The sequence below is a fragment of the Streptomyces sp. CS113 genome, assembly GCF_002188365.1.
Lineage (GTDB): Bacteria > Actinomycetota > Actinomycetes > Streptomycetales > Streptomycetaceae > Streptomyces > Streptomyces tendae.
Genome location: NZ_KZ195574.1, coordinates 3,234,752 through 3,258,962 on the forward strand (window position 1 = coordinate 3,234,752; position 24,211 = coordinate 3,258,962).

The following is a 24,211-nucleotide window of genomic DNA, read 5'->3' on the forward strand; positions in this document are numbered from 1 at the left end:
TCGTTCGCGTCAGGGCTCGGTGCGGGGGAAGGAGACCTCGACCCTGCGGTTCTTCTTGCGGCCGGCCTCCGTCGCGTTGTCGGCGATCGGGTACTGCTCGCCGTAGCCGCGGACCTCGTAGGTGATGCCGGCGTCGTTGAGGGACTGGGACAGGACGTCGTGTACGGCGTTGGCGCGCCGCTTGGAGAGTACGTCGCCGTGGGCGGAGGAGCCGAGGTCGTCGGTGAAGCCGAAGACGCGGACGCGTGTGGCGTTCTGGGTTCTGATCTCGTCGGCGATGCCCCTGATGCGGGACTTGGCCTCGGCGCCGAGCTTCGAGCTGTCCTTGCCGAACAGCACCTCGGCCTGGAGGGCGAGCGTCACGCTGGTGTTGGTGTCCTCGCGGCGCTCGTCGCCGCTCTGCTCTTCGACGACCGACTTGATGTCCAGCACCTTCGCCTGGGCGAGCGTGGCCCCGTCCGGGAGCTTCAGGTCGGGGTCGTTGGGGTCCACGTCGACGGGGGCGGAGGCGGAGGGTTCCGTGCCAGGGGGGTCGTCGGCTGCGTAGGAATGGCCCGTGCCAAAGCTTGCGGCCGTCAGGACGGACGTCGCGAGGAGCACCGTGACGCGGCTGTGCTTCGTCATGTGCCTCATCCGGAGATCTCAATGAGTGCGGAGGCAAAGGTGGGGAGTTGAAAGGTGACCTTGCCAGTATCGGTAGGGGGCGCCGGAAACTGCATGAAGACGGGGATGGACGCTCCTGGTTTGATCCGAGGCATGTCCGTCGTCGTCAAAGGGCGGCCGTCTGTGTCCCGCAAGACGTAGTAGCGCTTCTTCTTCGCAGGGTCCACGAGTGTGGCGCCGCCGAGTGAGCCACCGTGGCGCATGATCTCCGTCTCGTCACCCCTGGTCTGAATCGGGACGCGAGCCGCCTCAGCACCGTCGTTCTTGATCTCGCCGCTCACCGTCACGAACCCCCCTGCGTCACGTTCCGCGGAGTCGATAGTGAGCAGTAGACCGTCCTGACCTTTGAGTTCGGCCAGCGGAGAGTCGGTGCCTTCCTGAGCCGAGGGGTCCGACTGCTTCTCTGCGGTGGCGGATGCCGACGTCTCGGCCTTGTTGTCGTCACCACCCCCGCTACTACAGCCGACCATGCAGAGAGCCAGGCCGGCCGCGACAGTCAGCGCGGTCGCTCCTTTGCGGATCTTCACAGCGAACCGGATGCCCATGGCTCGGCTCCCTCCATCACTCGTCGTCCCGATTAGCTGTCGGCCAGATGAACGTCGAACAGGTCCTGGGGCTGCGGCAGCTCGGGGAGGTCCTCGGGATCCAGTTCCCAGTCCTGGTCGTTGCAGGTGATCGTGAGAAGCACATCGTCCTTCTCCTCCACGTCGGGCAGCTCGAATTCACAGTTGGGTTCGATCACGGCTGTGGCAGACGCATGCGCGTGCTTGTTCTCTGTGCCGGGAACGATCGACTCCCCGACAGAATCTTCCGCGGTCACCTCGACCCTGAACCCGAGCGGCCCGTCCGGTTCACAAACATCGACCTGGGCGTCGTTTCGGGAGGCGAGCTGAGCAGCACGCCGGCACGAGTCGCCCGGACCCGCCCCCAAGCCGTCGAAGATGCGCTCCCAGGAGGAGGGGTCCGCAATGTTGTCCACCCACTCCCCCGCAAGTTGATCGCGGGTTTCCTGCGCTGCGGCGAGCGCGGCGGCATCTGCTGCCGTCTGCGCGCCGTTGCGGTTGGTCGCCGCTTGACCGACCGCGAGATATGCGAGCGCGAGGAAGAGCAGGCCTGCGACCACGGTGACGTAGATCGGGAAGGCCTGCCCCAGATCCCCTTGACCGCGATGCCACGTCAGTCGATGACCTCGTCGATCTTGTCCGTGATCGCGTTGTAGATCGTCTCGCCGATGTCCGTCCCCGTGATCGCCAGCACGATGGCCACCACCACCGCGATGATGCCCAGGTACTCCACCGCCGTCTGGCCCTTGTCGTTGCGGGTGGTGGTGTGGGTGTGCAGGTAGGCGGCGACGGTGTGCAGCCAGTTGGTCATGGTGTTCCCCTCCAGGTTGGGCGAAGCCGTGTTCCTCGTGCCGGTGGGCGGTGGTGATCTGCGGGCTGGTCGTGCCGGTCTTCACGGCGTCCACGATCTCCACCTCCCTTGCGCTCGGTTGGGACCTCGACCTGTCGGGAGTACCAGGTGACGACTGTCCCACAGTGGATTGCAAATGCGAAAGGTATTGCGGCGAATTGAAGCCAACGAGTCCTTGGGTGCCGGTAGTTGTCGTCTCCTGTTCATGTGCAGTCGCACTCCCTACTCGCCCGTGATCGTGCCGAAGTCCGTCCCCGAGCCCAGGATCAGACCCGCGCCGAGGAGGATCATCGTGGCCGGGACCATGAAGGTCGTGATCATCAGCGTGGCCTTGGGGACCGCGCGGGCGGCCTTGCGGCGGGCGTTCTGGGCGTCGGTGCGGCGCATGTCCTTGGCCAGGGAGACCAGGGTGTCGACGATGGGGGCGCCCAGTTCCTCGCCCTGCTGGAGGGCCGTCACGAACATCGCCACCTGCTCGGAGTCGTTGCGCCGGCGCAGCTCCGTGAAGGCCTCCCGGCGGCTCATGCCGAGGTCCATCTGGCGGAGCGTGATGCGCAGTTCGTCGGCCCAGGGGCCCTCGTAGCGCGTGGACACCCGGTCCAGGGCCTGGCGGAAGCCCAGGCCCGCGCTGACCACGACGGCGAGGACGTCCAGGAAGTCGGGGAGCGTGCGCTCGATGACGTCCTTGCGGATGCGGATCGCCGACCAGATGCCCACCTCCGTCCAGAACGCGCCGAAGGCCAGCAGGAGGAGGGCCACCAGGTACTGGCCGCGCAGGAGGAAGACCAGGAAGCCCAGGGCGCCCAGGGCGCCGTAGACCGCGCGGCGGGCGGCGTAGCGGTCGATGGTGAGGCCGCCGGGGTTGCCGGCCAGGTCGATCCTGCGGCGGTACCTGGCGACCAGCGCCGGGCCCATGAGGCGCAGTACGGCGGGGGCGTAGCGCATGCCCATGCGGTCGATGAGGGAGTGCGCCGCGCCGGTGCGGGTGGCGCCGACCTCCAGGGCGAGGGCGAGGTCGTCGGGGAGTTTCGCCTCCGCGCGGTACATGCGGATGCCGGCGAAGACGCCCCAGACGGCCAGGGCCATGAGGAGGGCGAGGAGTATGCCGGGCAGTTGCGGACCCATGTCCTTGTCTCCCCTCCTCTCAGACGTCGATGCGGGACAGGCGGCGGATGAGGACGAACCCGACGGCGTAGAGCGCGAAGGCGGTGATCACCGCGGCCTGGCCGGCCGGGGAGCCGGTCATGCGTTCCAGGGCGCCGTCCTTCACCCCGTTCATCAGGAGCAACGAGCCGATGCCCAGGACGGGGACGGCGTACGACGTCATCGTGACCTGGGAGAGCTGGGTGCGGACCTCGCGCCGGGTCTCCTTGCGTTCCTCCAGGGTCTCCGTCAGATTGCGCAGCGCGCCGACCACCTGGCCGCCCGCCCGGTTGGACAGCACGAGGGTGGTGACGAGGACCACCAGTTCGCGGGAGGGGAGGCGGTCGGCGAGTTCGCCGAGGGCGTCGTCCATCGAGGCGCCGATGGCGAGTTGGTCGGCCACCTTGCCGAGTTCCTCGCCGGCCGGGGCCTCCAGTTCCTCCGCGGCCATGCCGATGGCGGTCCGCAGGGCGAGTCCGGCCTGGGTGGCGTTGGCGAGGATGCGGGCGAGTTCGGGGAGCTGGTTGATGAACTTCTCGATGCGTTTCTGGCGTTGCCAGTTGAGGAACTGGATCGCTGCGCCGATGCCGAGGAGGCCCGCCAGCGGGCCGAAGAAGGGGGCCAGGGCGGCCTGGCCGATCAGCCACAGGCCCGCGACCGCCGCCAGCATGTACGCGAAGAACTCGCCCGGGGTCACGTCCAGGCCGGTGGCCGACAGGCGCCGCTCCAGGTTCCGGCCGAGCTTGGTGCGGCGCAGGCGGCGGTCCAGGCCCGGGAAGCGGCGCCGTCGTCCCGGCGCCGAGGTCTGGCCGGCCGCGGTGAGGCGGTCGACCAGGGCCGCGCGCTGGGCCTTCCCGGCGGCGTACGAGTGCAGGCCGACGACCGCCAGGACGCAGGTCAGCAGCGTGACACCGGTGGTGAGCGTGACGAGCGTGTCGAGTTCCGGTTCCATCGGGCGGTCCTACCTGGCTTCTCGGGTGGTGAGCTGGTCCGGGGTGTGGGCCACGCCGAAGGCCTGCGGGATGGGCTGGCCCGCCATGTAGAGGCGCTCGGCGGTGCGGTGCGGGAGCGGGTGGTACTCGTACGCGCCGACGACGCGGCCGTCGGCGGCCATCGGGCGGGCGTTGAAGCGGGCGACCGTGGCCAGGCGGTACGGCTCGCCGCCGTGGCTGGCCAGCAGGGCGATCTCGGTGATGCGGCGGGCGCCGTCGGCGAAGCGGGTGAGCTGGATCAGGACGTCGACGGAGCTGTTGATCTGGTCGTGCAGGGCGACGAAGGGGATCTCCACGTCCGACATCGAGGCCAGGGTCTGGAGCCGCATCAGGGCGTCCTCGGCGCTGTTGGCGTGGACGGTGGCCAGCGAGCCGTCGTGGCCGGTGGACATGGCCTGGAGCATGTCGAGGGACTCGCCGCCGCGCACCTCGCCGACGACGATGCGGTCGGGGCGCATGCGCAGCGAGTTGCGGACCAGGTCGCGGATGGTGATGCGGCCCTGGCCCTCGACGTTCGGCGGGCGGGACTCCAGGCGGATGACGTGCGCCTGCTGGAGCTGGAGTTCGGCCGAGTCCTCGATGGTGATGATGCGGTCGGACTCGGGGATGAGCCCGGAGAGGGCGTTGAGGAGGGTGGTCTTCCCGGTGCCCGTCGCGCCCGAGACGATGATGTTGAAGCGGGCCTGCACGAGACCGGCCAGCAGGTAGAGCATGTTCTCGTCGAGCGAGCCGAGGCCGATCAGCTCCTGGAGGGTGAAGGAGCGCGGGAAGCGGCGGATGGTGAGGGTCGCGCCGGTGAGGGAGAGCGGGGGGATGATGACGTTCACGCGCTCGCCGGAGGGCAGGCGGGCGTCGACCATCGGGTTCGACTCGTCCACGCGGCGGTTGACCGTCGAGACGATGCGCTCGATGGTCTGCATCAGCTGGTCGTGGGAGGCGAAGCGGAGCGGGAGCTGCTCGACGCGGCCGGCCCGTTCGACGAAGATCGCGTCGGGGCCGTTGACCATGATCTCCGTGATCGACGCGTCTTCGAGGAGGGGTTCGAGGATGCCCAGGCCGAGGGCCTCGTCCACGACCCGGCGGATCAGCTGGGAGCGTTCGACCGTCGACAGGACCGGGCCCTCGCGGCTGATGATGTGCCCGAGGACCCGCTCCAGGCGGGCCCGGCGCTCGGCCGTCGCGAGCGCGCTCATCTCGGCGAGGTCGATCTCCTCCAGGAGTTTGGCCCGGTAGGAGGCGACCAGGTGTCCGTCCTCGCCCCGGCTGCCGTGCTCCTCGGGGGAGTGGATGCGTGCGCGCAGGCTCATGCGTCCTCGGCTCCTCGGTCAGTGGTCCAGCGGCATGGTGGCGGTCTTGCGGGCCGGGTCGAAGTCCCACCCGGGCACGATCGACGGGATCTCGACGGTGGCGGTGACCGTCACCTCGTCCCCGCCGTACGACTCCGGACAGGCGGTGCCGTCCGCCAGCCAGCTGCTGACGGCCGCCGCGCACGCCGCCTGCGCGCTCTCCTGGAGCGAGGCGCTGCGCGCCCCCGCGCGGGCCGCCGTACCGGCCTGCTGGGCGGTGTACGCGATCAGGCCGAGCTGTACGACCGCCATGCCGACGAGGACCAGGATCGGGAGGAAGCCGAGGTACTCGACGGCCACCTGGCCCCGGTCCCTGGCGCGCCCCCTCGGGGAGTACGGCATCTCAGTCGTCCTCCTCTTCCACGGCCCCCGCGTGTCCGTGCACGGTGAAGGGGACGCTGAGGGTGCCCGGGAAGAGGAGGGGGACCTCGATGCGCACGTCGGCGGTGACGTATCCGCCCGCGGTACCGCAGTTCACCTCGGCACCTCCCTCCCACGAGCCCGGAAGCTTGTCCAGGCCCGCCTGTCGGCAGGCGCCCTCCCGCGCGCCGCGCTCGGCCGCCGTCGCCGCCCGTACCGCCTCGTCCGCAGCATTCCCCGCGAGCGTGTACGTGTATCCCACGAGCACGAGCTGCCACAGCACCACCAGCGTCGCGATGATCACCGGCGTCATGCCGAGGAACTCGATGGTGACCTGACCGCCGTCCCGGACACGGTCCCGGCCCCGGGCACGGTCGCGGCCCCGGGCACGGTCGCGGCCCCGGGCACGGTCCCGGCCGCTCAACCCGCTCACCGCGCACAGGCCGCTCACCCCGCACCGTCCTTCCGGCGCCGGAAGCCGGCCGCGCCCCGGTCTCCCCGGCCTCCCCGGTCCCCGCGGACGCGGCCGTGGCCCTTCCGGCCCCCGTCGGGCGGGCCGGCCAGGCCCAGTTCGCCGGCGAGGGTCCACAGGGCCTGCTTCACGGTGCTCCTGCCGTCCAGTTCGTGGACGCGACCCGCGTCCACGGCGCCCTGGAGTTCCTTGAAGTTCGCCGGGACCGTGGTGGCGGCGATCGCCGTGCCGGTGATCCGCTGGATCAGCGGGGGCTGGATCTCCGTGCCCCGGGTGAGCCGGTTGACGACCACGGTCGTCTCCTGCGCCTTGCGGATCTGCAACCGCTCCCACATCCGCACCGCCCGCTTGGCGCCCCGTACGGCGACCACGTCCGGGGTGGTGACCAGCAGCGCCGTGTCGGCGCTCTCCACGGCGGCCGCCCCCGCCCCGCCGAGCTGGGCGCCGCAGTCGATGACGACCACCTCGTACCGGGAGCGCAGGGCGGCGACGATCTGCCGGGCGGCGCGGTCGGTGACCTCCTCGCCGCGTTCGCCCTCGCCGGGGGCGAGCAGCAGGGCCAGCCCGCTGTCGTGGCGGAAGACGGCGTCGGCCAGGACGCGCGGGGAGAGGTCGGTGATGGCGGCCAGGTCGGCCACGGAGCGGCGGAACTGGACGTCCAGGTAGGAGGCGACGTCGCCGGTCTGGAGGTCCATGTCGAGCAGAGCGGTGGACCGGCCGGACGCCTGGGCGGCCAGGGCGAGTTGGACGGCGGTCAGGGTGGCGCCCACGCCGCCCTTGGCGCCGCTGACGGTGACCACGGTGCCGCCCGCTCCGGTGAACACGTCGACGGCGCCGCCGAGGTGCCGGCGTACGCCCACCGACCACTGGGCCACCGCCTGGACGCGGCTGACCAGTTCCTCGTAGCCGAGCGGGAGGGCGACCAGGCCGCGGGCGCCGTGGTCCATGGCGGCCTGGAAGAGGCCGGGACCGGGGTCCGAGGTGACGAGGATGACGCCGACGGCCGGGAAGCGGAGGGCGACCTCGCGGATCAGCTCCAGGGCCGGGACCGGTCCGATGCGCTCGTGGACGATCACGACCTCGGGCAGTTCGTCGACCGACTCGGCGGCGAGCCGGGCGAGGGTGTCGACGAGCTGGGTGGAGTCGGCGACCGGCGCGACCGGTTCGGCGTCCGGGAGCTGGCTGAGCAGCGACGTGAGGGACCGTACGGCGTCCGGGTCGCCGACTGCCGGGAGGATCCTCGTGGCCATGCGGCTCTCACTTGTCCTTCGCGAGTTCGTACGTCCGGTCCTTGTCGGGGACCGTGGTGTCGCCGCCGGGGGCCACCAGCGCGAGCCGGACACGCCGGGCGAACGACTCGGCGTAGGTGATGCGCTGGGCGTCGATGGTGGACAGGGCGAAGGTGATGGGCACGGCGTCGGTGGGTTCGCGGTCGCGGCTGTCCTCGTCGGGCTCCAGCGAGGTGAGTTCGCCGACGTCGATGACCCTGGCGTTGGTCACGATGATCTTCGACTGGTCGGGGTCGCCCTCGCGCGGGCCCTCGAAGGTGGCGTACACGTTGACGGCGGAGCCCGGGGTGATCTTCCCGGCCACGCCGGTCGCCGCGTCGATCATGATGGCGACCTCCTGCTGTCCCGGCCGCAGGGCGGGCGTGTCGACGATCATGTCGGTCTGGAGCAGCGAGCCGGCCTTCAGCCTGGTCACGGCTATCTTCCCGCGGACCTGGGAGAGGTCGGTGACGGCGTTCTCGGACAGCCAGCGCTCGGGCATCTCGATCTTCTCGAACTGCCCCGCGCCCAGCTCCGTGTAGGGCTCGATGTCGGACCTCAGCCGGTACGCGCTCACCTCGGGGCCGACCTTGGACTTCACGTCGTTGACGACGGAGAGCACGCCGGCGAAGGCGCCGAGGGCGCAGAGGACCGAGAGGACGAGCAGGATGATGCCGCGGCGCTGACGGGAGTTCATGGGCCGTGCAACCTCATTGGGGGGTCGGATGTCCGGCGGACGGCGGATGGCGGATGGCGGATGGCGGACGGCGTACGGACGGGGCGGGGCGGACGGGGCGGGACGGGCGGACGGGGCGCTACGGGCCTACCCAGTCAGGGCCCGTCTCTCACGGCGGCGGCCCAGGGCGGGGTCGCGGCGGTGGCCCAGCGCGCGGTCCCGGGCGCCGCCCCTCCCGTCCCCGGCGCCCTCGTCGTGGTCCGGTGGTGTCGCGGAGCAGAACACGCAGCGGTCGCCGATGACGTCGATGCCGCACCAGTGGCAGGCGCTTCGCCGTACGGACGTGACGAGTTGGTAGAGGACCGAGAGGTCGGGGAGGTACGCGCAGAACTCGGTCAGCCGCGCCGTCCCCCACCAGTCCGCGGACTCCGCGGGCAGCGCCGCCTCGCGCAAGCCCTGCACGCGCCAGGACGGGGCGAGGGTGCCGGTGACCCAGTCGGGCGCGAGCTGCCCCTTGGCCACCAGCAGCGAGGTGCCGAACTCGGGTCCGGCCAGGGCGGCTTCGGGGCCTACCTTCACCAGTTGGGGCACGGGGTGGGCGACGACGCCGAACTGGCTGCCGGGCACCCAGGACCTGGCGTGCGCCTTAAGGTCCACGGGAACGCGGTCGAGCCGGGCGACGGAGCCGAGCAGGGCGCCGGCGTGGAGGTAGTGGGTGAGCAGCCGGCCGGCGGAGGCGAGGACGCCGGGACCGAGGTCGCAGGAGGCCAGCTGGCGCAGCTGGCGGGCGAGTACGGCGATGCCCAGCGGGGGCAGGGGCGGCCGGAACAGGGCGATGCGGTCGGTCTCCAGCAGGGCGCGGACGGTGTGCAGGCGTCGTTCCACGCCCGCCGGGACGGCCTGGGAGCACACCACGATCACGTGCCCGTGCTGGTCGACCAGCGTCTGCAGCTCGGCCAGCACCTGTTCGAGCGGGCGCCGGTCGGCGTCCTGGAGTACGGCCGCGGGCAGCGTCCGTTCGTCCTGCGGCGGCAGTGCCATGTCGGCACTGGTCACGGCAATGGCAGTTGGCACGCGCGGCTCCCCGTCTCCCATGCCCGTCGGTCCGCCGGTGTTACTCCGGCACACCCGGATGACTTCACTGCGTGACTACCTGAGCACTGTATCCACGCGTCTGTGACCGGAGAACAGCGTTTCTCCAGCCTGTGGAACAACTTGTGTTGCACAAGACGCGCCAAATCAGGGCAGGTTGAGCATTTTCGAGGCCGGGCCGCCGCGTCCCGGAGGGTGCGGCCCGGCCCGTCAACTTGGTCCGTACCTACCTCTTGACACCTTCAATTGGTCTGGACCACCTTGTACGTCAGCGGTGGCCGCCGTCCCCCATTCCGCCCCACCCCACCCCCGGAGGCAGCAGTGGACCCCGTACGCAGACGCAGCCGCGGAAGACGTCTCGGATCCTTGACGGGCGCCGTCACCGCCGCCCTGGCTCTCGCGTTCACGGCCGTCGGCCCCGCCTCGGCCGCCGACGTCAACAACGCCAAGAACGCCGGTTTCGAGTCCGGGCTGAGCAACTGGACCTGCTCGGCGAACAGCGGCACCACCGTCGCCTCCCCCGCGCACGCGGGTTCCGCCGCGCTGAAGGCCACCCCGGCGGGGCAGGACAACGCGCGCTGTGCGCAGAGCGTCGCGGTGCAGCCCAACTCGACGTACACGTTGAGCGCGTGGGTGCAGGGCGGCTACACCTACCTGGGCGTGACGGGCACGGGCACCACGGACGTGTCGACCTGGACCCCGGACGCGGCCTCCTGGAAGCAGCTCAGGACGACCTTCACCACCGGCTCCTCGACGACCTCCGTCACGGTGTACACGCACGGCTGGTACGGGCAGTCGGCGTACTACGCCGACGACCTGTCCGTCTTCGGCCCCGACGGCGGTGGCGGCGACGGGGACCCCGACCCCACGGTCCCCCCGGCCCCGGCCGGCCTGAGCGTCTCCGGCACGACCCCGAACTCGGCCTCCCTCCGCTGGAACGCGGCGTCCGGCGCCACCGGTTACTCCATCTACCGCGACGGCACGAAGGTGACCGCGGTGACCGGCACGTCGGCGACGGTGACCGGGCTGGCGGCCTCGACGTCGTACTCCTTCCAGGTCACGGCGACAAACACGGCCGGTGAGTCGGTGAAGTCGGCGGCGGTCACGGCCCGCACCACGGCCCCGGACGACGGCGGCAACCAGGGCCACCTGCCCAAGCACGCGGTGACCGGCTACTGGCAGAACTTCAACAACGGCGCGACGGTCCAGAAGATCTCCGACGTGCCGTCCGCGTACGACATCATCGCGGTGGCCTTCGCCGACGCGACGACGACGCCGGGCGCCGTGACCTTCAACCTGGACTCGGCCGGGCTGGGCGGCTACACCGTCGACCAGTTCAAGGCGGACGTGCGGGCCAAGCAGGCCGCGGGCAAGAAGGTCATCATCTCGGTGGGCGGCGAGAAGGGCACCGTCTCGGTGAACAGCTCCGCCTCCGCGACGAACTTCGCGAACTCCGTGTACTCGGTGATGCAGGAGTACGGCTTCGACGGCGTCGACATCGACCTGGAGAACGGGATCAACCCGACCTACATGACCCAGGCCCTGCGCGCCCTGTCCGCGAAGGCCGGCCCGGACATGATCCTCACCATGGCCCCGCAGACGATCGACATGCAGTCGACGCAGGGCGGCTACTTCCAGACGGCGCTGAACGTGAAGGACATCCTCACCGTCGTCAACATGCAGTACTACAACAGCGGCACGATGCTGGGCTGCGACGGCAAGGTCTACGCCCAGGGCACGGTCGACTTCCTCACCGCGCTGGCCTGCATCCAGCTGGAGGGCGGCCTCGCACCGTCCCAGGTGGGCCTCGGCCTGCCCGCCTCCAGCCGCGCGGCGGGCGGCGGCTACGTCGCCCCGTCGGTGGTCAACGCCGCCCTGGACTGCCTCACCAAGGCGACCAACTGCGGCTCCTTCAAGCCGTCGAGGACGTACCCCGACCTCCGGGGCGCGATGACCTGGTCCACCAACTGGGACGCGACGGCGGGCAACGGCTGGTCGAGCGCGGTGGGCGCGCACGTGCACGCGCTGCCGTAACCCACGGCCGACCGGCTCCCCCGCCCGCGAAGGTCCGGGCGGGGGATGCCTGTGTGCGGCCGTCCCCGCTCGCGAGCCCTCCCTCCGCCGGGCGCTACCAGAACCCCGCACCGGATGACGAAATCACCTCCGTCCTGGGTAGCTTCCTGTCGTCCGATTGCTCGGTTCTTCCAACGGGTTCAAGGAGTTCTGGTCCGACGCCTGGGAGACCCTGTCGGACCCCAACTTCTGGAAGGCGGTCGGCGACATGCTCGCCTACCTCGCCATGGTGATCGGCGTACCCAGCCTCGGACTGATCGGGCTCGTGATCGCCGGGGGCGCGCTGCTCGCCCACACCGGGGCGATGCTCGGCGGCGCCGACGGGGTGACCTGGCAGACCCTGGCCAGGCCAATGCGCGGGCGGGTGAGGCCCTGCGCATGGGCCAGGGGTTTGCGGCGTCACCGGGCAAGGCCGGCCGGAACATCTTCAAGCAGAGCCCGTGGAAGAACCTGAAGGGGATCGGCGACGGCATGCGGAACTCCGTGAAGGGGTTCCGCCAGACCAACCTCGGCTACCGGCAGATCGGCCAGGGCGAGCGCCAGATCGCGGCAGGCCGGAACATGATCGCCCGGGGCAACACGATGGACGCCAGGTGGACACAGGCGGGCGTTGGTCTGGCCGGCGGCTCCAACCTGAACGGCGGGCGCCGGCTCGACGGGGACTGGAACATGGCCGACATACCCGTGGTGGGGACCGCCCCACCGCTGCTGGACCACGACTACGGCCACCACTCCGGCCCGTCCCAGGCCCTGTCCTCGGCGGGGGGCACGTTCACCGACGGGCTCCAGCCCTCGGCTCCCGGGGTGGCGTGATGACGACGCTCCCGCCCCGGACCGGGCGGACCGCGCAGTAGTGCCGTACGCCTTCCGCTACCGGCTTCCGGAAGAGTTCGTGACGGTGCCGGACCCGACCACCGTCGAGGGCTGGGAGTCGGCCCTGGCCGAACTGCGCGTACATCACGATCGCGACACCGTCGGTCTACCTCCTCGACTCCTACAGCGAGCGCCTCGCGCACATCGGACGGACCTTCGTCTTCGAGGCACCGACCCCGCTCACGGGGGCGGGCGGACCCCCGACTGCTCGAGCAGCCGCCGGTACGTCGCACGGCGACGGCGCATGACGAACCTGGAAGCCGTCAGCACCAGGATCAACGCCACGGCCATACCGGCCGCCACTCGCAGCCCTGTCGCGTGCAGTTCGCCGTTCACCAGCAGAAAGAGCACGAACACCACCGGAATGCCGATGAGCCACGGACGCATCCGCTGCCGTCCCAGCGCACCGTAGTAGTCGACGACGATCCGGGCGTGCAGCAGCTTCACCTCGCTCCGTGCCGCCGGCCGCGTCAGCACGGGCAGCGGCCACGCGCGCATGCCCGGCAGTCGGCCGTTTCCGGGGGCGCCGGGAAAGCTCTCCCTCGTGCGCGCGGCGCGTTCGCCCGCGTCCGGCAGGCGCCGGAAGACGAAGAACGGCGTGCCGGAGTCCCGCAGGTCGGGATCCAGGCCGGAGTACCGGTATCCGTACTGCTCGGCGATGTACGCGAACTGAGCGAACTTCCGCAGCGAAGGCCACGGGACCTCTGTCGTGAAGGACGCTTCGGCCTCACCCGACGGGCCGGGTGCGTGAGCGGACCCACTGGGCCGGCCATCCTCTCCCGTCGCGCGCAGGAGCTTGCCGAGGTGGCGCCGAAGGCTCACTTTGTGGAGAGCTGCCCGAATCCGTAGTCCCACGAGTCCGCGAAGTCGTCACACGCGGACTCCAGACCCGAGTGACCGACCTGCTTCGTGTCGGCAGTCTTCATCTCCTTCGACGCGCTCTTCATATGGCTTCCGCTGGTCTCCAGCTTGGTTGCCATGTCCTTTACCTCGGCTTCCGCGAACTTCAGAAAGGACATCCGGTTCCCACCTTCCCACTGGCTGACTGCGCTCCGGTCGTCCGCCGACCCCGATCGAACAGTAGCGAACGCGACCGCAGGTCACGAGCGGGACGCAGAAGCGTCCCGGGCGTCACCGGACGCCGCACGCGGCTCAGCCTCCTGTCTCCATGGGCTCGCCCGGCAGGAACTTCTGGCGTACCCAGAGACTGAGCAGCACCGTCCCGCCCACCACCAGCGGCACCGGATCTTGTGCGGTGGGGGCCAGCACGTGTCCCAGCGCCATGACCGTGCAGACCGTCAGGGGAACGAACGCCGCCGCACCCTCCATCCCCCAGCGCAGCGCGGGCCGGGCCATGCCCAGGACGCTGGCCCCGCCGGGCAGCCACGGACCGACGGCGATCACCAGCAGGCCCGCGGTCCTGCACCCGACGACCAGCTGCGCGGCCCCCGCCCCGAGTCGGTGCGGCCCAACCGTCCACAGCTGCATGGTGTCGCCGAGCAGCATGAGGGACAGTCCGACGACCCCCGCCCACAGCGTGGCTCTCTGGTCACTGCGCACGAGGCGGCACAGGGCCAGCAGAAAGCTGAGGAAGACCAGTTCGGCGGCCCACAGGAATCCCACCATTCCCTCCCCCAGCCGCCAGCCGCCGCCTGCCCCGCTCAGCAGGACCCATCCCGCCATGAACAGGGCTCCCGCCGCGACGAACCCGTCGAGCACCCTCCGCAACAGCTCGGGCCGACCGGCGCCGGCGTCGGCGGCGACCACCAGACCGGCCGCCGCCAGGCCGACCGCGAGCGGCGCTCCGACCGCCACCACCGGTTCCAGCAGTGGCCGTTCGTGCTGCCCGGAGTCAGAGGCGTGCACCGACAGCGCCTCGGCCAGCAGCCGGTACGCGCCTCCCGCCATCGCGGAACCCGCCAGCAGCAGCAGTCGCGTTCGCACCCGGCCGTCGGCCCACCGCGCGCGCAGCGCCAGCGAGACGGCCAGCAGGCAGCATCCGACGGACGGCCCGAAGACCACCGTCCGCGCCACCGCGCTCCCCAACCCCGACATCAGGTGCGCCTTTCGCCGGTCCCGGTCCCCAGGACCTCCTCGAGGCCCGGGAGCTTCCCTCACCGAACGTAGAAGACCCGCCACCTGCCCCGACCTGGACCGCGAGCCCATTCACCCGTACCGCGTACGACGAGGGACCCAGGCTGCCGCCGCGCCGACGCGGCCCACGGCGAGGCGCCCGTCCGCACGGCCCCGGCCGGGCGGGTCCGGGCGCGGAGGGGTGGGAACGGTACCGGGGCGGCCGGCTCTCCGCCGGGCTGTGAAGTCCGTATGAAACATTTCCCGGGCCCCGCCGCATCAATGAGGTGGAGGCGGTACACGACGGCGGCTTCGGGGGAGCGCGGACATGAGGCAGGGGCGGGCGGACGAGTACGCCGAGTTCGCGGTGGCGCGGGCCGGGCACCTGTACCGGTCCGCGTGTCTGCTCACCGCCGGGGACACGCACCTGGCCGAGGATCTCGTGCAGGAGACCTTCGGGCGGCTCTACGTGCGGTGGGGACGGGTGTCGCGGGCGGAGAACCCGGCCGCCTACGCGCAGACCGTGCTCACCCGCACCTTCCTCGCCCATCAGCGGCGGCGCAGCAGCGGGGAGCGGGCGACCGACGTGTTCCCCGATCTGCCCGGCGCCGGTGACGGGGACGCGTCCCTGCGGCTGACGCTGCTCGACGCGCTCGCGCGGCTGCCGGCCAAGGACCGGGCCGTCGTGGTCCTGCGGTACTGGGACGACCGCTCGGTCGAGCAGACCGCCGACGTGCTCGGCGTCAGTTCGGCGGCGGTGCGGACCCGGTGCTCGCGGGCGCTCGGCCGGCTGCGGCAGCTGCTGGGCGAGGACCTCTCGGAGTACGCCAGACCGTAGGCGGCCCCTGCCCGGACCGTCTCTTGTCCGCCGCTCTTCGCGGCTCGTTTCGACTCACGTATGGAAAGGGTGGTTCACCATGCTCGAAAACGATCGTCAGGACCCCTTCGAGGACCGGCTGGGCACCGCCCTGCGCGACGCCGGTGACGGCTTCGAGACCGATCGGGCGGCCCTCGTCACCGCCGGGCGGGTCCGGGGGAGGCGGGCCCTGCTGCGGCGCAGGGCGGCCGTGGTGAGCGGGGTGGCCGGGGTCGCGCTGGCCGGGGTGGGCGGGGTTCTCGTCCTCCCGGCGGACGGCCCGGCCGGCCCCGACCGGTCCCGGACGGCCTCCGCCGCCTCCGCCAGCACCGCGCCCGCCGCCGCGGCCGCCTTCTCCGGCGACGACCTGCTGCGCGAGCTCAAGGGCCTGCTCCCCGGGGGGACGTATGGCGAAGAGTCGGCCCGGGGCTCGGACCACCGGCTGGGCCCGGCCGCGCACCTCGTGTACGACGACGGGGCCGGGGCGGGCGCCATCGGCATGGGGTTCGCGCGGGTGGAGCCGGGGAGCACCCAGGTGCGGGAGCTGATGGCCTGTCCCGACCACGCCATGACGCCGTACGACGACTGCACCTCCGTCCGGCTCCCCGACGGTTCGCTGCTCAAGCTGTACCAGGGCTACGAGTATCCGGACCTGCGCGTGGACACCAAGCTCTGGACCGCCGACCTCGTCACCGCCGAGGGACAGCACGTCAGCGTCTCCGAGTGGAACTCCCCGACGCAGAAGGGCGCACCGGTCAGCCGTGACGAGCCTCCCCTGTCCACGGAGCGGCTGCGGGCGCTCGTCACCGCCGGGGTGTGGCGCGAGGTGGTCGACGCCATTCCCAAGAGCCCGAAGCGCTCGCGGTCGGCCGCGCCCCGTACCGAGCGGCCCGAGGTCGCCGGGAAGTCGGTCGGCGACACGCTCGCCGGGCTGCTCCCGGGGAAGCTGGACGTCGTCGCGCGCGGCGGGCAGGAGTCCGAGTACGCCTACGTCGTCGTGGACGACGGGCGGGGCCGCAGCCTCGTCCAGATCAACGTGCAGTACGGCATGGCCGACGCCGCCGGGCAGTTGTACTCCGGCGGGGAGATCCTGCCCGACGGCACCCGCCTCGTCACCCGGCAGGAACCCGGCGAGAAGGCCGGTTCCGGCGTGGTGATGTGGACCGTGGACACGCTGCGCCCCGGAACGGCGGGCCTCCGCGTGGTGATCAGCGCCTTCAACACCGGCGACCAGAACAAGGACGCCACCCGCGACGCGCCCGCTGTGAGCATGGAGCAGCTGCGTGAGATCGCGCTCAGCGGGCAGTGGGACGCGCTGCGGTAGGCCGGGCTCCTTCGCCGGTGCCGGGTCAGGGCAGCTGGCCGTGCTTCTGCTCGAACTCCTTCTTCTGCTCATCGGTCGGTGTCGCGGGGCGGTTCTCGCTGATCGGTTCCGGCGGGTTGCCCGGAGTGCCGGTCAGGGCCTGCTGCACATCGGTGCTCATCCGGATGTGATCCGTGTCGAAGCCGCGCACGGGACCTCGGATCTGGACCTCGCCTCCGTTGAAGAAGCCGACGTCGAGGTTGGGTCCGGCCACGACCGTCGCGACCAGGCCGACGAAGAAGTTCTCGTTGCTCCGCGTGTAACCCCGCACGTACTCGGCGCGGTTGCGTTCGGCCATCCCCCTCGTGGCGACCGCGGCCGCGCGCGCGATGCCCTCGCTCGGGCTGAACGGGATGAACGACGTGTTGTTGGTGAGGTAGTCGGGAAGCTCTCCGCTGCCCAACGGGGGAATGACTCCGGCGCCGTTGACGTCGTGCCAGGTCTCGTGATGGCGGGGGATCCCGCGGTACAGGGCGAGGCCGCCCATCCGGTACTTCATCACATGCGGTGCGAGGTCGTCGTTGACCACCCCGTTGACGACGGCGACATCGTGGATGTACGCCCTGCCGCCCTGGGGCGTCCGAAAGACGTAGAAGGCACCCTGTCGCGTCATGGGCAGGGTCTCGTCCCCCACGCGCACATTCTCCTGCTGTGGCGCGGAGCGGCCTCCGCTCACCGCGTCCTTCATCTTCTTGAGCATGCGCTGCACCGTCGGCTGCTGCCCCTGCTGCTGGCGCTGCCCGGCCATGGACGCCACGGCGGCCTTGTTGCCCGCCGAGTGCTGGAGTTCCGACATCGCGCCGGCCGAGATGTTGTCGGCCGACCACGCCTGACCGGCCGTCGACGCGGACCGGTCCGTCCGGACGACAGGGCCGCGGTCCCCGGCGCTGCGCCCGCCCGCGAGCTCGAGATCGGACTGCCGGTCGTGTCCTCGCATGCTGTTCCCTCCGAGGGACGCCAGTGCCTGGCCCGGGTGGCCAGAGTTCTCCAGCGTCAGACCTATACGACTCGTCGGCACCCGGGAAGGACGGGAAGAGCACCCTCCGGGACATGTCCGCCTGCCCGAAAGTGCAGGTGCGCCTAGAAGAACTCCGACCACGGCTGGTCCCAGATCTGCTTCACGCACAGGACCAGGAACAGCAGACCGGCCACCGTGAGCATGCCGTTGCTGAGGTTGCCGTTGCGCCACTCGCGCGGGGTGCGGGAGGAGTTGAGGAGCCACATCAGGGTGAGGGCGAGGAAGGGCATGAACGCGGCGCCCAGGACGCCGTAGATGATGATCAGGCGGAAGGGCTCGTCCTGGAAGAGCAGGATGATGGGCGGGAAGGTGAGCCAGAGCAGGTAGGCGCGGAAGGCCCAGGAGCGCTCGCGGCGGCCCGAGGCCAACTCGTCGCCCTTCGCCTCGCGTTCACCCCGCCGGCGGGCCAGGAAGTCGGCGAACATCAGGCTCACGCCGTGCCAGACGCCGATCAGCGAGGTGAAGCTGGTCGCGAAGAAGCCGATCAGGAAGAGCTTGCCGGTCGCCGTGCCGTACTCCTGCTCCAGGATGTCGCCGAGCTGGATCAGGCCCTTGTCGCCGCTCGCGATCGCGATGTTGGCCGAGTGGAGCAGCTCGGCGCCGACGAAGAGCATCGCGACGACGAAGATGCCGGTGGTGGCGTAGGCGACCCGGTTGTCCAGGCGCATGACCTTCATCCAGCCGGTGTTGGTCCAGCCCTTGGCGTTGACCCAGTAGCCGTACGCGGCCAGCGTGATGGTGCCGCCCACGCCGCCGATCAGGCCCAGGGTGTTGAGGACCGAGTCCTTCTCGTCCGGGAGGACCGGGAGGAGGCCGGCGAAGGCGTCGCCCAGGTTGGGCGTGACGCGGATCGCCAGGTACACCGTCACCACGAACATGACGCCCACCAGGACCGTCATGACCTTCTCGAAGACGTTGTACTTGTTGAACCAGACGAAGACCAGGCCCACCAGGCCGCAGGCGATGCCCCACCATTCGAGGCCCATCACGTCCGGGAAGAGCGCCTGGAGGGGAAGCGCGCTCGACGACATCGCCGCCGCGCCGTAGACGAAGCCCCAGATCACGGCGTAGACCGCGAAGAACCACGTGGTCCAGGAGCCGATGCTCGCCCAGCCGTCGAAGAGGGTGCGGCCGGTGGCCAGGTGCCAGCGGCCGCAGGCCTCGGCGAGGGAGATCTTCACCAGGCAGCCGATGACCGCGGCCCACAGCAGTGTGTAGCCGAAGTTGCTGCCCGCGATGAGGGTGGCCACGAGGTCGCCGGCGCCCACACCGGTCGCCGCCACGACGATGCCGGGGCCGATGTAGCGCCAACTGGACTTGCGGGGGGCCGGGGCGGCGCCCCCCGATACGGCTGCGTCTGCGGTGTTGCCCGTGGTGTCGGCCATGGGGGTCAAGAAAGCCCATGGCCGCCGGTGCGGCAAGAGGGCGTGCACGGATCTTCACCCGATGCGCTTACTCAGCGCGGGTCTTGGTCTCCTTGACGTCCTTCTCCGCCGCGTCCGCCGCGTCCGCCGCGTCCGAAGTCTCTGCTGCCTCCGTCGTGTCCGCCGTCGCTGCCGCCGCCTCTTCGGCCTCCGCCTCGGCCGCGGCCTCCGCCTCGCCGTCCTCGAAGTACGCGTCGAGGACCTCGTCCAGGGCCGACTCCCACTCCGGGAAACGGCTTCGGGACGCGGCCTCGATCTCGATGGGGTACCAGCGGCGGTCCGGCGTGTGCACGGTCACCGTGAACCGCTTGCCGAAGCGTCCCGTCTCCGTCTCGACGGCTCCGACCTCGTCCCAGCGGAACTCGCACTTCTGGTCGTCGAGCGAGAGACGTACGCCCTTGTGGTCGGCCACGATCCGCGCGCGGCGGTCGGCGGCCTCGAAGACCGGGCCGTCCACGGGGGCCTCGTCCTCCGGTTCCGAGGCGTCCGCAGCGTCCTCTGCGGCCTCGGCGGCCGGGTCGCCGGCGGCCGGGGAAGGCGTCGGCTCCTCGGTCTCCGCGTCGGCGTCCTTCTCCGTCTCCGCCCGGTCGCCTCTCACGTCCTCCGGCTCACCGGACACGGGTGCGGTGAGCCCGGGGATGAAGGCCGGGTCGAATCCGGCGCCTTCCAGGGGCTGGCTCGTCGATCCTCTGCGCTGCTCCACACCGCAGGAGTATGGTCGACAAACCTGTGCCCGACACAGTCGGCCCCAACTTTGTTATAAGACGCCTACACGGGCCTCCGGCGCACGGGTGCACGGGCACTCGGGTCCACGGGTCCACCGGCTCCTCCGGATCACTCGTCCATGAACACGATCCTTCGCGACGGCGTCGCCACGCCCGCGCCCGCGGTCGTCGCCGCGCGGCCGGCCGGCACCGCGCGCTCGCGGCCCCAGGCGCGGATCTCCTCGATCTGCTCGGGGTTGACCCGGCTCAACGGCACCGTGTTGGCGAAGGTGTCCAGCAGGAAGGACGGCCGGAGGCGCTCGGCGCCGCCGCAGCGGTACGCCTCCTCGCCCACGTCGTGCAGGGTCGACTCGATGTCGGAGCCCGCGAAGCCCTCGGAGAGATCGACGAGCCGGTCCACCTGCTCGGGCTCGGGGTCGACCTTCAGATAGCGGCGGAAGTAGAGCTCGATGATCTCCCTGCGGTCCTGGCTGTCGGGCAGGTCGACGAAGAACAGTTCGTCGAACCGGCCCTTGCGCAACAGCTCGGGCGGCAGGCTGCGGACGTCGTTGGCGGTGGCCACGACGAACGCCCGCGACCGTGACTCCTGGAGCCAGAACAGGAACTGCCCGATGATCCGCTGCGGTACACCGGACATGTCGTCCTTGCCCGCGAGGCCCTTCTCGATCTCGTCGATCCACAGGATGCAGGGGGCCACCCGGTCCGCCATCGCCAGGGCCTCCCGGAACCGGCCCTCGGACTCGCCCAGGTACTTGCCGTGGATGCTGGCCATGTCGAGCCGGTAGAGCGGCAGCTGCCACTCGTGGGCGACGGCCTTGGCGGACAGGGACTTCCCGCAGCCGGGCACCCCGACCAGCAGGACGCCCCGGGGCGGCCGCAGCTCCGAGTCGCGCAGGTCGGCGTGCATCATGTCGTGCTTACGCTTCAGCCACTCCCGCAGACTGGTCAGTCCGCCGACGGTGTAGTCGCTCTCCCTGAGCTGGACGCGTTCGAGACCGGTGAGATTGCTGAAGATGCGGTCCTTGGCCTGGGCCAGGCCGAGGACGTCGGCCTTCCCGATCGAGCCCTTGGCCGTGATGGTGGCCATCAGGTTGATGCACTCGGCCTCGGTGACACCGCGCAGGAACTCGGCGGCGCGGCGGGTGTCGTTCTCGTCCCACTCGATGGGGATGTGCCCCCGGTGGTCGGCCAGGAAGCCGGCGAGGGTGCCGTGCATCTCCTCGGCGTCCGGCAGGTCCAGTTGCAGGCTCATGCCGAGCCGCTGGAGCCCGCTCCAGATGGGCGCGTCCGTGATCAGGACGATGCTGCCCATGTTGTTGTCGGCGAGCCGGGCGAGTTCGGCGATGTGCCGGGTGACGGGGGTGTCGTCCTCCAGGTGGTCGGGGTCGACGAAGACGACGGTGGCGTTGGCGCGGCTGCTGAACTGGCCGGCGGCGAAGTCCATCGCCCCGGTCAGTGAACGGTCGTCCTGCACGGGCGCGTTGGTGCGCAGGTCGCGCAGCCCGGTGGCCCGGGTGTAGATCCAGAACGGCATGCTGCTGCGGCGGTGCTGGAGGGCCGCGTCCCTCAGCAGGCGGAGAGCGCGTTGCTGCTCGATGGTGCGCATGCCGATCACTGGGACACGGGCGGAGATGTAGCTGTCCAGGTGATGGAGGCTTTCGCTGTAATTCGACATACGGGCCTTCGGATCGGTTTTCGGATGCCTCTGGTGCCCGCCCGGTCGCGGTTCTTCAGTCCGTGACGACGCGGCGGCGGGGACGGTCTGCGGTGTGCGTCTGCGCCCATGGATCGGCCGTGCCGGGGTGCGAGGGCGAGGGCGAGGGCGAGGGCGAGAGCGTTGCGGTGAGGGCGTTGTCGCGGACCGTGCGGCGGCGCTGTTCCACCCAGCGGGGGTCGGAGCCGTTCGCGGCGGCCAGGTCGTCCAGCCGGCGTTCCAGTTGCCGCTGGAGGTCCGTGATCTGGCCGTCGACGAGTTCGCGGAACCTCGTCCGGAGCGTTTCGGGCAGGCCGGGATGCCCCGCCACCGCCCGTACCGTCCGGAGCCCTGCCCGTGCCTGGGCCAGTTCGCGGCCCGCCGAGAATTCGTCCGGGGCGGCGAGGACCGCCTCGCTGAGCCGCTCGGCCCAGGACTTCAGCCGGGTGTCGAGGGCCTCGCCGAGGTGGAGGGCGAACCGCTCCCAGGTCTCGCCCGGGAAGTCCTCCTGGGCCAGCGGCGGCAGGGCGGCGGGGTCGGGGTTCTCCTCGGCGGCCCAGCGGCGCAGGAAGTCCACCCAGGTCTCGTAGGGGCCGCCGTGCCCCCAGTACCCCGTCACGCCCCGCCGCCCGGCCGGCGTACGACGGTTTCACCGGGTGGCAGCGGCTCCCAGTCGGGCAGCCCCTCGGCGATCTTGCGCACCCGGCTGGTGGCGCGCTCCCCGGTGGGCCTGCGCGAGGAGCCCCAGGGCGAGTCGCCGACGGGCGTGCCGGGGGCGGACCACTGGGGGTCCCCCGAGGGCCGGCGGGGCGGAGGCGGGGCCGCCGGGTGCTGACCGGGTGCGGTGCTCATGACGCGGTTTCCTCCTTGGCCACGGTCCGGCCCTCGAACGGCGAGCCGCCCCGGGAGACGGTGTCGAGCGACTTGATCAGCTCCCGGCACCGGGGCTCGACGGCGTCGGCGGCGCGCTGCTTGGTGTTCCAGTCGGTGAGTTCGGCGGAGGCCGCGCGCAGATGGTGCAGTGACTCCAGCTTGGCCTGTTGGAGGATCTGGCGGGCGTTGTCCTGGAGGCGTTGCGCGGCCTGCGCTCCGTTGCGCAGGACGAGTCCCCAGACGCCTCCGACGACCGCGGCGGCGATCAGCGCGGTGGCGAGGGAGAAGGACCCGATGATCAGCAGGATGCCGACCAGGACCATGGCGAGCGGCGCCAGCTTCTTCCCCCAGGGGAAGGCGTAGCCGGCGATGAACGGCTCCATGTGCTGGTCCCAGTGGGTGGTCAGCGACAGCTCCAGGTCGGTCAGCGGCCGCGTGAACGAGCCGTGCCAGGGCGGCAATTGAAAGGTCTGGGCGGCCACCGTGTACGCCGTGCCGAACCGGGCCTGCACGTCCTGCGGCACGCCGGCCCGGTAGTCGCGGGTGAACCCGGCGTGCGCCTGTAGGAACCACTCCTGGCAGGCGGCGACGGAGAGCCGCTGGGTGGCGGGCGAGGTACCGATGGCCGCCGGGTTGAGGGCGGCCGTGGTCTGCACGGTCAGATAGTCGAGGGTCTCCTCGTACGAGGCGGAGTCCGCGTCGGCCGCGTGGCGGGCGGCGTCCAGGTCACCGCCGTGGTCGATGACCGCGTGGTTGAACGCCAGGTCGCGGCGGAGCGGCAGTTCCTCGTTGTCGTACTCGGAGACGAGCCGGTCGAGGATGTCGTCGACCGCGTCCTCCAGCCGGTCCGAGGGCTGGAACTCGCGGTCCATGACGGCCCGGTACTTGTCGAGCACCACCTGCTGGGTGCGGGCCCGGGCCAGCACCCAGTCGAGCTGCGGCCACTGCGGGCAGACCTGGACGAGGCGCGGGAACTCGGCGGCCGCGGAGGGCACCACGAGGGAGTCGATCTCCTCGCGCCAGCGGGTGATCTGCTTCTGCTGGCCCTCGGCGCTGTCCATGAGCGTCTCGCGCCAGCCGGCCAGGGTGTTGTTCAGCAGCTCGCGTCCCGCGAGCCCGAACGCGCCCTGGGCGATGGACTCCAGGATGACCGCGAACTCCCGGCCGAGCGCCGCCGGGTCCTGGGCGAGCAGGTAGTGGCGCAGCCAGCGCACGGACGCCTCCCTGCGGTTCTGGCGGCGCAGCACCAGGGCGAAGAACAGGGAGGTGCGGTCCGGTGAGCGGCGGAACGCCTCCTCGACCGCCTTCTCGCACAGCGTGCGGTCGTCGGCCGACCAGGAGGCGAGTGCCACCAGGGCGGGTGCCAGCCAGTAGCGGGGCGTCTGGATCATCAGCTGGTCGCCGACCGTGCGGACGTTGTCCTCGGACACCAGCCCCAGGTCGAAGGCCTGGAGCATGCCGACGGCGGTGCGCCGTACGGTCTTGTGGTGGCCGAACTCGTGGTCGACCTGGTCCTGGATCACGCCGACGCGGGTCTCGGCGCGCTGGACGTTGGCGGTGAGCTGGGCGGTCCTGACGAAGGCGAGGAACTCGTCGCGCAGTTCCTTCAGTTCACTGCGGGTCTGCTGCTGGTTGACCTCGACGGCCTGAACCTGGCCGGACACGGAGCCGACCTGCTCGCTGAGCCGGACCACGAGGTTGCTGACCTGCTGCACCTTCTGGTGCAGCGCGTAGTCCACCTCGGACATTCGGGTTCTCCGATCACATGGGTCTGTGGCGTGGTCACGCGGTGCGGGGCGTGCGGGGCGTGCGGGG

The 24,211-nt window shown here is 71.0% G+C and carries 27 protein-coding genes; 5 read left to right on the forward strand and 22 right to left on the reverse strand.

The genetic code is table 11. The features are described 5' to 3' along the window. Positions 1 to 9: 9 nt before the first annotated feature. From B9W62_RS13925 to B9W62_RS13980, 12 genes are all read right to left on the reverse strand, one after another. Positions 10 to 633: an OmpA family protein gene (locus tag B9W62_RS13925; protein WP_373433686.1), complete on the reverse strand. Its 624-nt coding sequence runs from the start codon at positions 631 to 633 to the stop codon at positions 10 to 12. Further along, positions 630 to 1,208, reverse strand: a complete 579-nt coding sequence (locus tag B9W62_RS13930) for a hypothetical protein (RefSeq protein WP_087807491.1) — start codon at positions 1,206 to 1,208, stop codon at positions 630 to 632. The genes B9W62_RS13925 and B9W62_RS13930 overlap by 4 nt, the downstream gene beginning before the upstream one ends. 32 nt (positions 1,209 to 1,240) lie before the next feature. Continuing rightward, positions 1,241 to 1,843, reverse strand: a complete 603-nt coding sequence (locus B9W62_RS13935; RefSeq protein ID WP_179236001.1) for a pilus assembly protein TadG-related protein — start codon at positions 1,841 to 1,843, stop codon at positions 1,241 to 1,243. Then, on the reverse strand, positions 1,840 to 2,037 hold the full coding sequence (locus tag B9W62_RS13940; RefSeq protein ID WP_087807492.1) for a Flp family type IVb pilin: 198 nt from the start codon (positions 2,035 to 2,037) through the stop codon (positions 1,840 to 1,842). Before B9W62_RS13940 ends, B9W62_RS13935 begins: the two co-directional genes overlap by 4 nt. 261 nt (positions 2,038 to 2,298) lie before the next feature. Next, on the reverse strand, positions 2,299 to 3,201 hold the full coding sequence (locus B9W62_RS13945; protein ID WP_087807493.1) for a DUF5936 domain-containing protein: 903 nt from the start codon (positions 3,199 to 3,201) through the stop codon (positions 2,299 to 2,301). 19 nt (positions 3,202 to 3,220) lie between these two features. Further along, on the reverse strand, positions 3,221 to 4,171 hold the full coding sequence (locus B9W62_RS13950) for a type II secretion system F family protein (RefSeq protein WP_087807494.1): 951 nt from the start codon (positions 4,169 to 4,171) through the stop codon (positions 3,221 to 3,223). Positions 4,172 to 4,180: 9 nt separating this feature from the next. Continuing rightward, positions 4,181 to 5,518: a TadA family conjugal transfer-associated ATPase gene (locus B9W62_RS13955; protein WP_087807495.1), complete on the reverse strand. Its 1,338-nt coding sequence runs from the start codon at positions 5,516 to 5,518 to the stop codon at positions 4,181 to 4,183. Positions 5,519 to 5,536: 18 nt separating this feature from the next. Further along, complete coding sequence (locus B9W62_RS13960) at positions 5,537 to 5,899, reverse strand: TadE/TadG family type IV pilus assembly protein (protein ID WP_087807496.1); 363 nt, start codon at positions 5,897 to 5,899, stop codon at positions 5,537 to 5,539. Position 5,900: 1 nt separating this feature from the next. Next, positions 5,901 to 6,230 (reverse strand): pilus assembly protein, encoded by a 330-nt coding sequence (locus B9W62_RS13965; RefSeq protein WP_256976766.1) that lies wholly within the window; start codon positions 6,228 to 6,230, stop codon positions 5,901 to 5,903. 134 nt (positions 6,231 to 6,364) lie between these two features. Next, positions 6,365 to 7,639, reverse strand: coding sequence for a CpaE/TadZ family protein (locus B9W62_RS13970; protein ID WP_087807497.1), 1,275 nt, complete (start codon positions 7,637 to 7,639; stop codon positions 6,365 to 6,367). Positions 7,640 to 7,646: 7 nt separating this feature from the next. Continuing rightward, complete coding sequence (cpaB, locus tag B9W62_RS13975; protein WP_087807498.1) at positions 7,647 to 8,354, reverse strand: Flp pilus assembly protein CpaB; 708 nt, start codon at positions 8,352 to 8,354, stop codon at positions 7,647 to 7,649. Positions 8,355 to 8,480: 126 nt separating this feature from the next. Next, on the reverse strand, positions 8,481 to 9,428 hold the full coding sequence (locus B9W62_RS13980) for a hypothetical protein (RefSeq protein ID WP_087807499.1): 948 nt from the start codon (positions 9,426 to 9,428) through the stop codon (positions 8,481 to 8,483). 318 nt (positions 9,429 to 9,746) lie between these two features. On the opposite strand from B9W62_RS13980, the gene B9W62_RS13985 reads away from it, so the two are divergent. From B9W62_RS13985 to B9W62_RS13990, 3 genes are all read left to right on the forward strand, one after another. Next, positions 9,747 to 11,459 (forward strand): chitinase, encoded by a 1,713-nt coding sequence (locus B9W62_RS13985; protein ID WP_087807500.1) that lies wholly within the window; start codon positions 9,747 to 9,749, stop codon positions 11,457 to 11,459. Positions 11,460 to 11,616: 157 nt separating this feature from the next. Next, complete coding sequence (locus B9W62_RS39950; protein ID WP_143665460.1) at positions 11,617 to 11,952, forward strand: hypothetical protein; 336 nt, start codon at positions 11,617 to 11,619, stop codon at positions 11,950 to 11,952. Between the two features lie 17 nt (positions 11,953 to 11,969). Beyond that, complete coding sequence (locus B9W62_RS13990; protein WP_143665461.1) at positions 11,970 to 12,311, forward strand: hypothetical protein; 342 nt, start codon at positions 11,970 to 11,972, stop codon at positions 12,309 to 12,311. A 240-nt stretch (positions 12,312 to 12,551) separates the two neighbouring features. Here the strand turns inward: B9W62_RS13990 and B9W62_RS13995 are convergent, their stop codons facing one another. The 3 genes from B9W62_RS13995 to B9W62_RS14005 all read right to left on the reverse strand — a co-directional run bounded on the left by B9W62_RS13995 (position 12,552) and on the right by B9W62_RS14005 (position 14,426). Beyond that, a complete protein-coding gene (locus B9W62_RS13995; RefSeq protein WP_087807502.1) occupies positions 12,552 to 13,193 on the reverse strand; it encodes a hypothetical protein in 642 nt (213 codons plus the stop codon). Continuing rightward, complete coding sequence (locus tag B9W62_RS14000; RefSeq protein WP_256976334.1) at positions 13,190 to 13,390, reverse strand: hypothetical protein; 201 nt, start codon at positions 13,388 to 13,390, stop codon at positions 13,190 to 13,192. Before B9W62_RS14000 ends, B9W62_RS13995 begins: the two co-directional genes overlap by 4 nt. A gap of 133 nt (positions 13,391 to 13,523) precedes the next feature. Next, positions 13,524 to 14,426 carry a hypothetical protein gene (locus tag B9W62_RS14005; RefSeq protein WP_256976336.1) on the reverse strand — a complete coding sequence of 301 codons (903 nt, stop codon included), beginning with the start codon at positions 14,424 to 14,426 and terminating at the stop codon, positions 13,524 to 13,526. A 346-nt stretch (positions 14,427 to 14,772) separates the two neighbouring features. On the opposite strand from B9W62_RS14005, the gene B9W62_RS14010 reads away from it, so the two are divergent. Then, a complete protein-coding gene (locus B9W62_RS14010) occupies positions 14,773 to 15,282 on the forward strand; it encodes a SigE family RNA polymerase sigma factor (RefSeq protein WP_087807504.1) in 510 nt (169 codons plus the stop codon). A gap of 79 nt (positions 15,283 to 15,361) precedes the next feature. Next, on the forward strand, positions 15,362 to 16,624 hold the full coding sequence (locus tag B9W62_RS14015) for a hypothetical protein (RefSeq protein WP_087807505.1): 1,263 nt from the start codon (positions 15,362 to 15,364) through the stop codon (positions 16,622 to 16,624). A 25-nt stretch (positions 16,625 to 16,649) separates the two neighbouring features. On the opposite strand, the gene B9W62_RS14020 is transcribed toward B9W62_RS14015, so the two are convergent. From B9W62_RS14020 to B9W62_RS14050, 7 genes are all read right to left on the reverse strand, one after another. Next, positions 16,650 to 17,600 carry a hypothetical protein gene (locus B9W62_RS14020; protein ID WP_087807506.1) on the reverse strand — a complete coding sequence of 317 codons (951 nt, stop codon included), beginning with the start codon at positions 17,598 to 17,600 and terminating at the stop codon, positions 16,650 to 16,652. A 143-nt stretch (positions 17,601 to 17,743) separates the two neighbouring features. Continuing rightward, positions 17,744 to 19,066: an Nramp family divalent metal transporter gene (locus tag B9W62_RS14025; protein ID WP_179235483.1), complete on the reverse strand. Its 1,323-nt coding sequence runs from the start codon at positions 19,064 to 19,066 to the stop codon at positions 17,744 to 17,746. Between the two features lie 67 nt (positions 19,067 to 19,133). Beyond that, positions 19,134 to 19,808, reverse strand: coding sequence for a hypothetical protein (locus B9W62_RS14030; protein ID WP_087807508.1), 675 nt, complete (start codon positions 19,806 to 19,808; stop codon positions 19,134 to 19,136). Between the two features lie 131 nt (positions 19,809 to 19,939). Then, positions 19,940 to 21,505, reverse strand: coding sequence for an AAA family ATPase (locus B9W62_RS14035; RefSeq protein ID WP_087807509.1), 1,566 nt, complete (start codon positions 21,503 to 21,505; stop codon positions 19,940 to 19,942). Between the two features lie 55 nt (positions 21,506 to 21,560). Beyond that, positions 21,561 to 22,142, reverse strand: a complete 582-nt coding sequence (locus B9W62_RS14040) for a hypothetical protein (RefSeq protein WP_087807510.1) — start codon at positions 22,140 to 22,142, stop codon at positions 21,561 to 21,563. Further along, positions 22,139 to 22,375 carry a hypothetical protein gene (locus tag B9W62_RS14045; RefSeq protein WP_087807511.1) on the reverse strand — a complete coding sequence of 79 codons (237 nt, stop codon included), beginning with the start codon at positions 22,373 to 22,375 and terminating at the stop codon, positions 22,139 to 22,141. The genes B9W62_RS14040 and B9W62_RS14045 overlap by 4 nt, the downstream gene beginning before the upstream one ends. Next, on the reverse strand, positions 22,372 to 24,144 hold the full coding sequence (locus B9W62_RS14050) for a hypothetical protein (RefSeq protein ID WP_087807512.1): 1,773 nt from the start codon (positions 24,142 to 24,144) through the stop codon (positions 22,372 to 22,374). The genes B9W62_RS14045 and B9W62_RS14050 overlap by 4 nt, the downstream gene beginning before the upstream one ends. Positions 24,145 to 24,211 lie beyond the last annotated feature (67 nt).

Bases quoted from the DNA above. Each gene is read 5' to 3' on its own strand.
- B9W62_RS14015 (WP_087807505.1), top strand. From the start codon at position 15,362: ATGCTCGAAAACGATCGTCAGGACCCCTTCGAGGACCGGCTGGGCACC.
- cpaB (WP_087807498.1), bottom strand. From the start codon at position 8,354: ATGAACTCCCGTCAGCGCCGCGGCATCATCCTGCTCGTCCTCTCGGTC.
- B9W62_RS13990 (WP_143665461.1), top strand. From the start codon at position 11,970: ATGCGGAACTCCGTGAAGGGGTTCCGCCAGACCAACCTCGGCTACCGG.
- B9W62_RS13970 (WP_087807497.1), bottom strand. From the start codon at position 7,639: ATGGCCACGAGGATCCTCCCGGCAGTCGGCGACCCGGACGCCGTACGG.
- B9W62_RS13965 (WP_256976766.1), bottom strand. From the start codon at position 6,230: ATGACGCCGGTGATCATCGCGACGCTGGTGGTGCTGTGGCAGCTCGTG.
- B9W62_RS13950 (WP_087807494.1), bottom strand. From the start codon at position 4,171: ATGGAACCGGAACTCGACACGCTCGTCACGCTCACCACCGGTGTCACG.
- B9W62_RS14010 (WP_087807504.1), top strand. From the start codon at position 14,773: ATGAGGCAGGGGCGGGCGGACGAGTACGCCGAGTTCGCGGTGGCGCGG.
- B9W62_RS14020 (WP_087807506.1), bottom strand. From the start codon at position 17,600: ATGCGAGGACACGACCGGCAGTCCGATCTCGAGCTCGCGGGCGGGCGC.
- B9W62_RS13955 (WP_087807495.1), bottom strand. From the start codon at position 5,518: ATGAGCCTGCGCGCACGCATCCACTCCCCCGAGGAGCACGGCAGCCGG.
- B9W62_RS14025 (WP_179235483.1), bottom strand. From the start codon at position 19,066: ATGGCCGACACCACGGGCAACACCGCAGACGCAGCCGTATCGGGGGGC.
- B9W62_RS14045 (WP_087807511.1), bottom strand. From the start codon at position 22,375: ATGAGCACCGCACCCGGTCAGCACCCGGCGGCCCCGCCTCCGCCCCGC.
- B9W62_RS13980 (WP_087807499.1), bottom strand. From the start codon at position 9,428: ATGGGAGACGGGGAGCCGCGCGTGCCAACTGCCATTGCCGTGACCAGT.
- B9W62_RS14000 (WP_256976334.1), bottom strand. From the start codon at position 13,390: ATGTCCTTTCTGAAGTTCGCGGAAGCCGAGGTAAAGGACATGGCAACC.
- B9W62_RS13945 (WP_087807493.1), bottom strand. From the start codon at position 3,201: ATGGGTCCGCAACTGCCCGGCATACTCCTCGCCCTCCTCATGGCCCTG.
- B9W62_RS13940 (WP_087807492.1), bottom strand. From the start codon at position 2,037: ATGACCAACTGGCTGCACACCGTCGCCGCCTACCTGCACACCCACACC.
- B9W62_RS13930 (WP_087807491.1), bottom strand. From the start codon at position 1,208: ATGGGCATCCGGTTCGCTGTGAAGATCCGCAAAGGAGCGACCGCGCTG.
- B9W62_RS14005 (WP_256976336.1), bottom strand. From the start codon at position 14,426: ATGTCGGGGTTGGGGAGCGCGGTGGCGCGGACGGTGGTCTTCGGGCCG.
- B9W62_RS14035 (WP_087807509.1), bottom strand. From the start codon at position 21,505: ATGTCGAATTACAGCGAAAGCCTCCATCACCTGGACAGCTACATCTCC.
- B9W62_RS13925 (WP_373433686.1), bottom strand. From the start codon at position 633: ATGAGGCACATGACGAAGCACAGCCGCGTCACGGTGCTCCTCGCGACG.
- B9W62_RS13960 (WP_087807496.1), bottom strand. From the start codon at position 5,899: ATGCCGTACTCCCCGAGGGGGCGCGCCAGGGACCGGGGCCAGGTGGCC.
- B9W62_RS14050 (WP_087807512.1), bottom strand. From the start codon at position 24,144: ATGTCCGAGGTGGACTACGCGCTGCACCAGAAGGTGCAGCAGGTCAGC.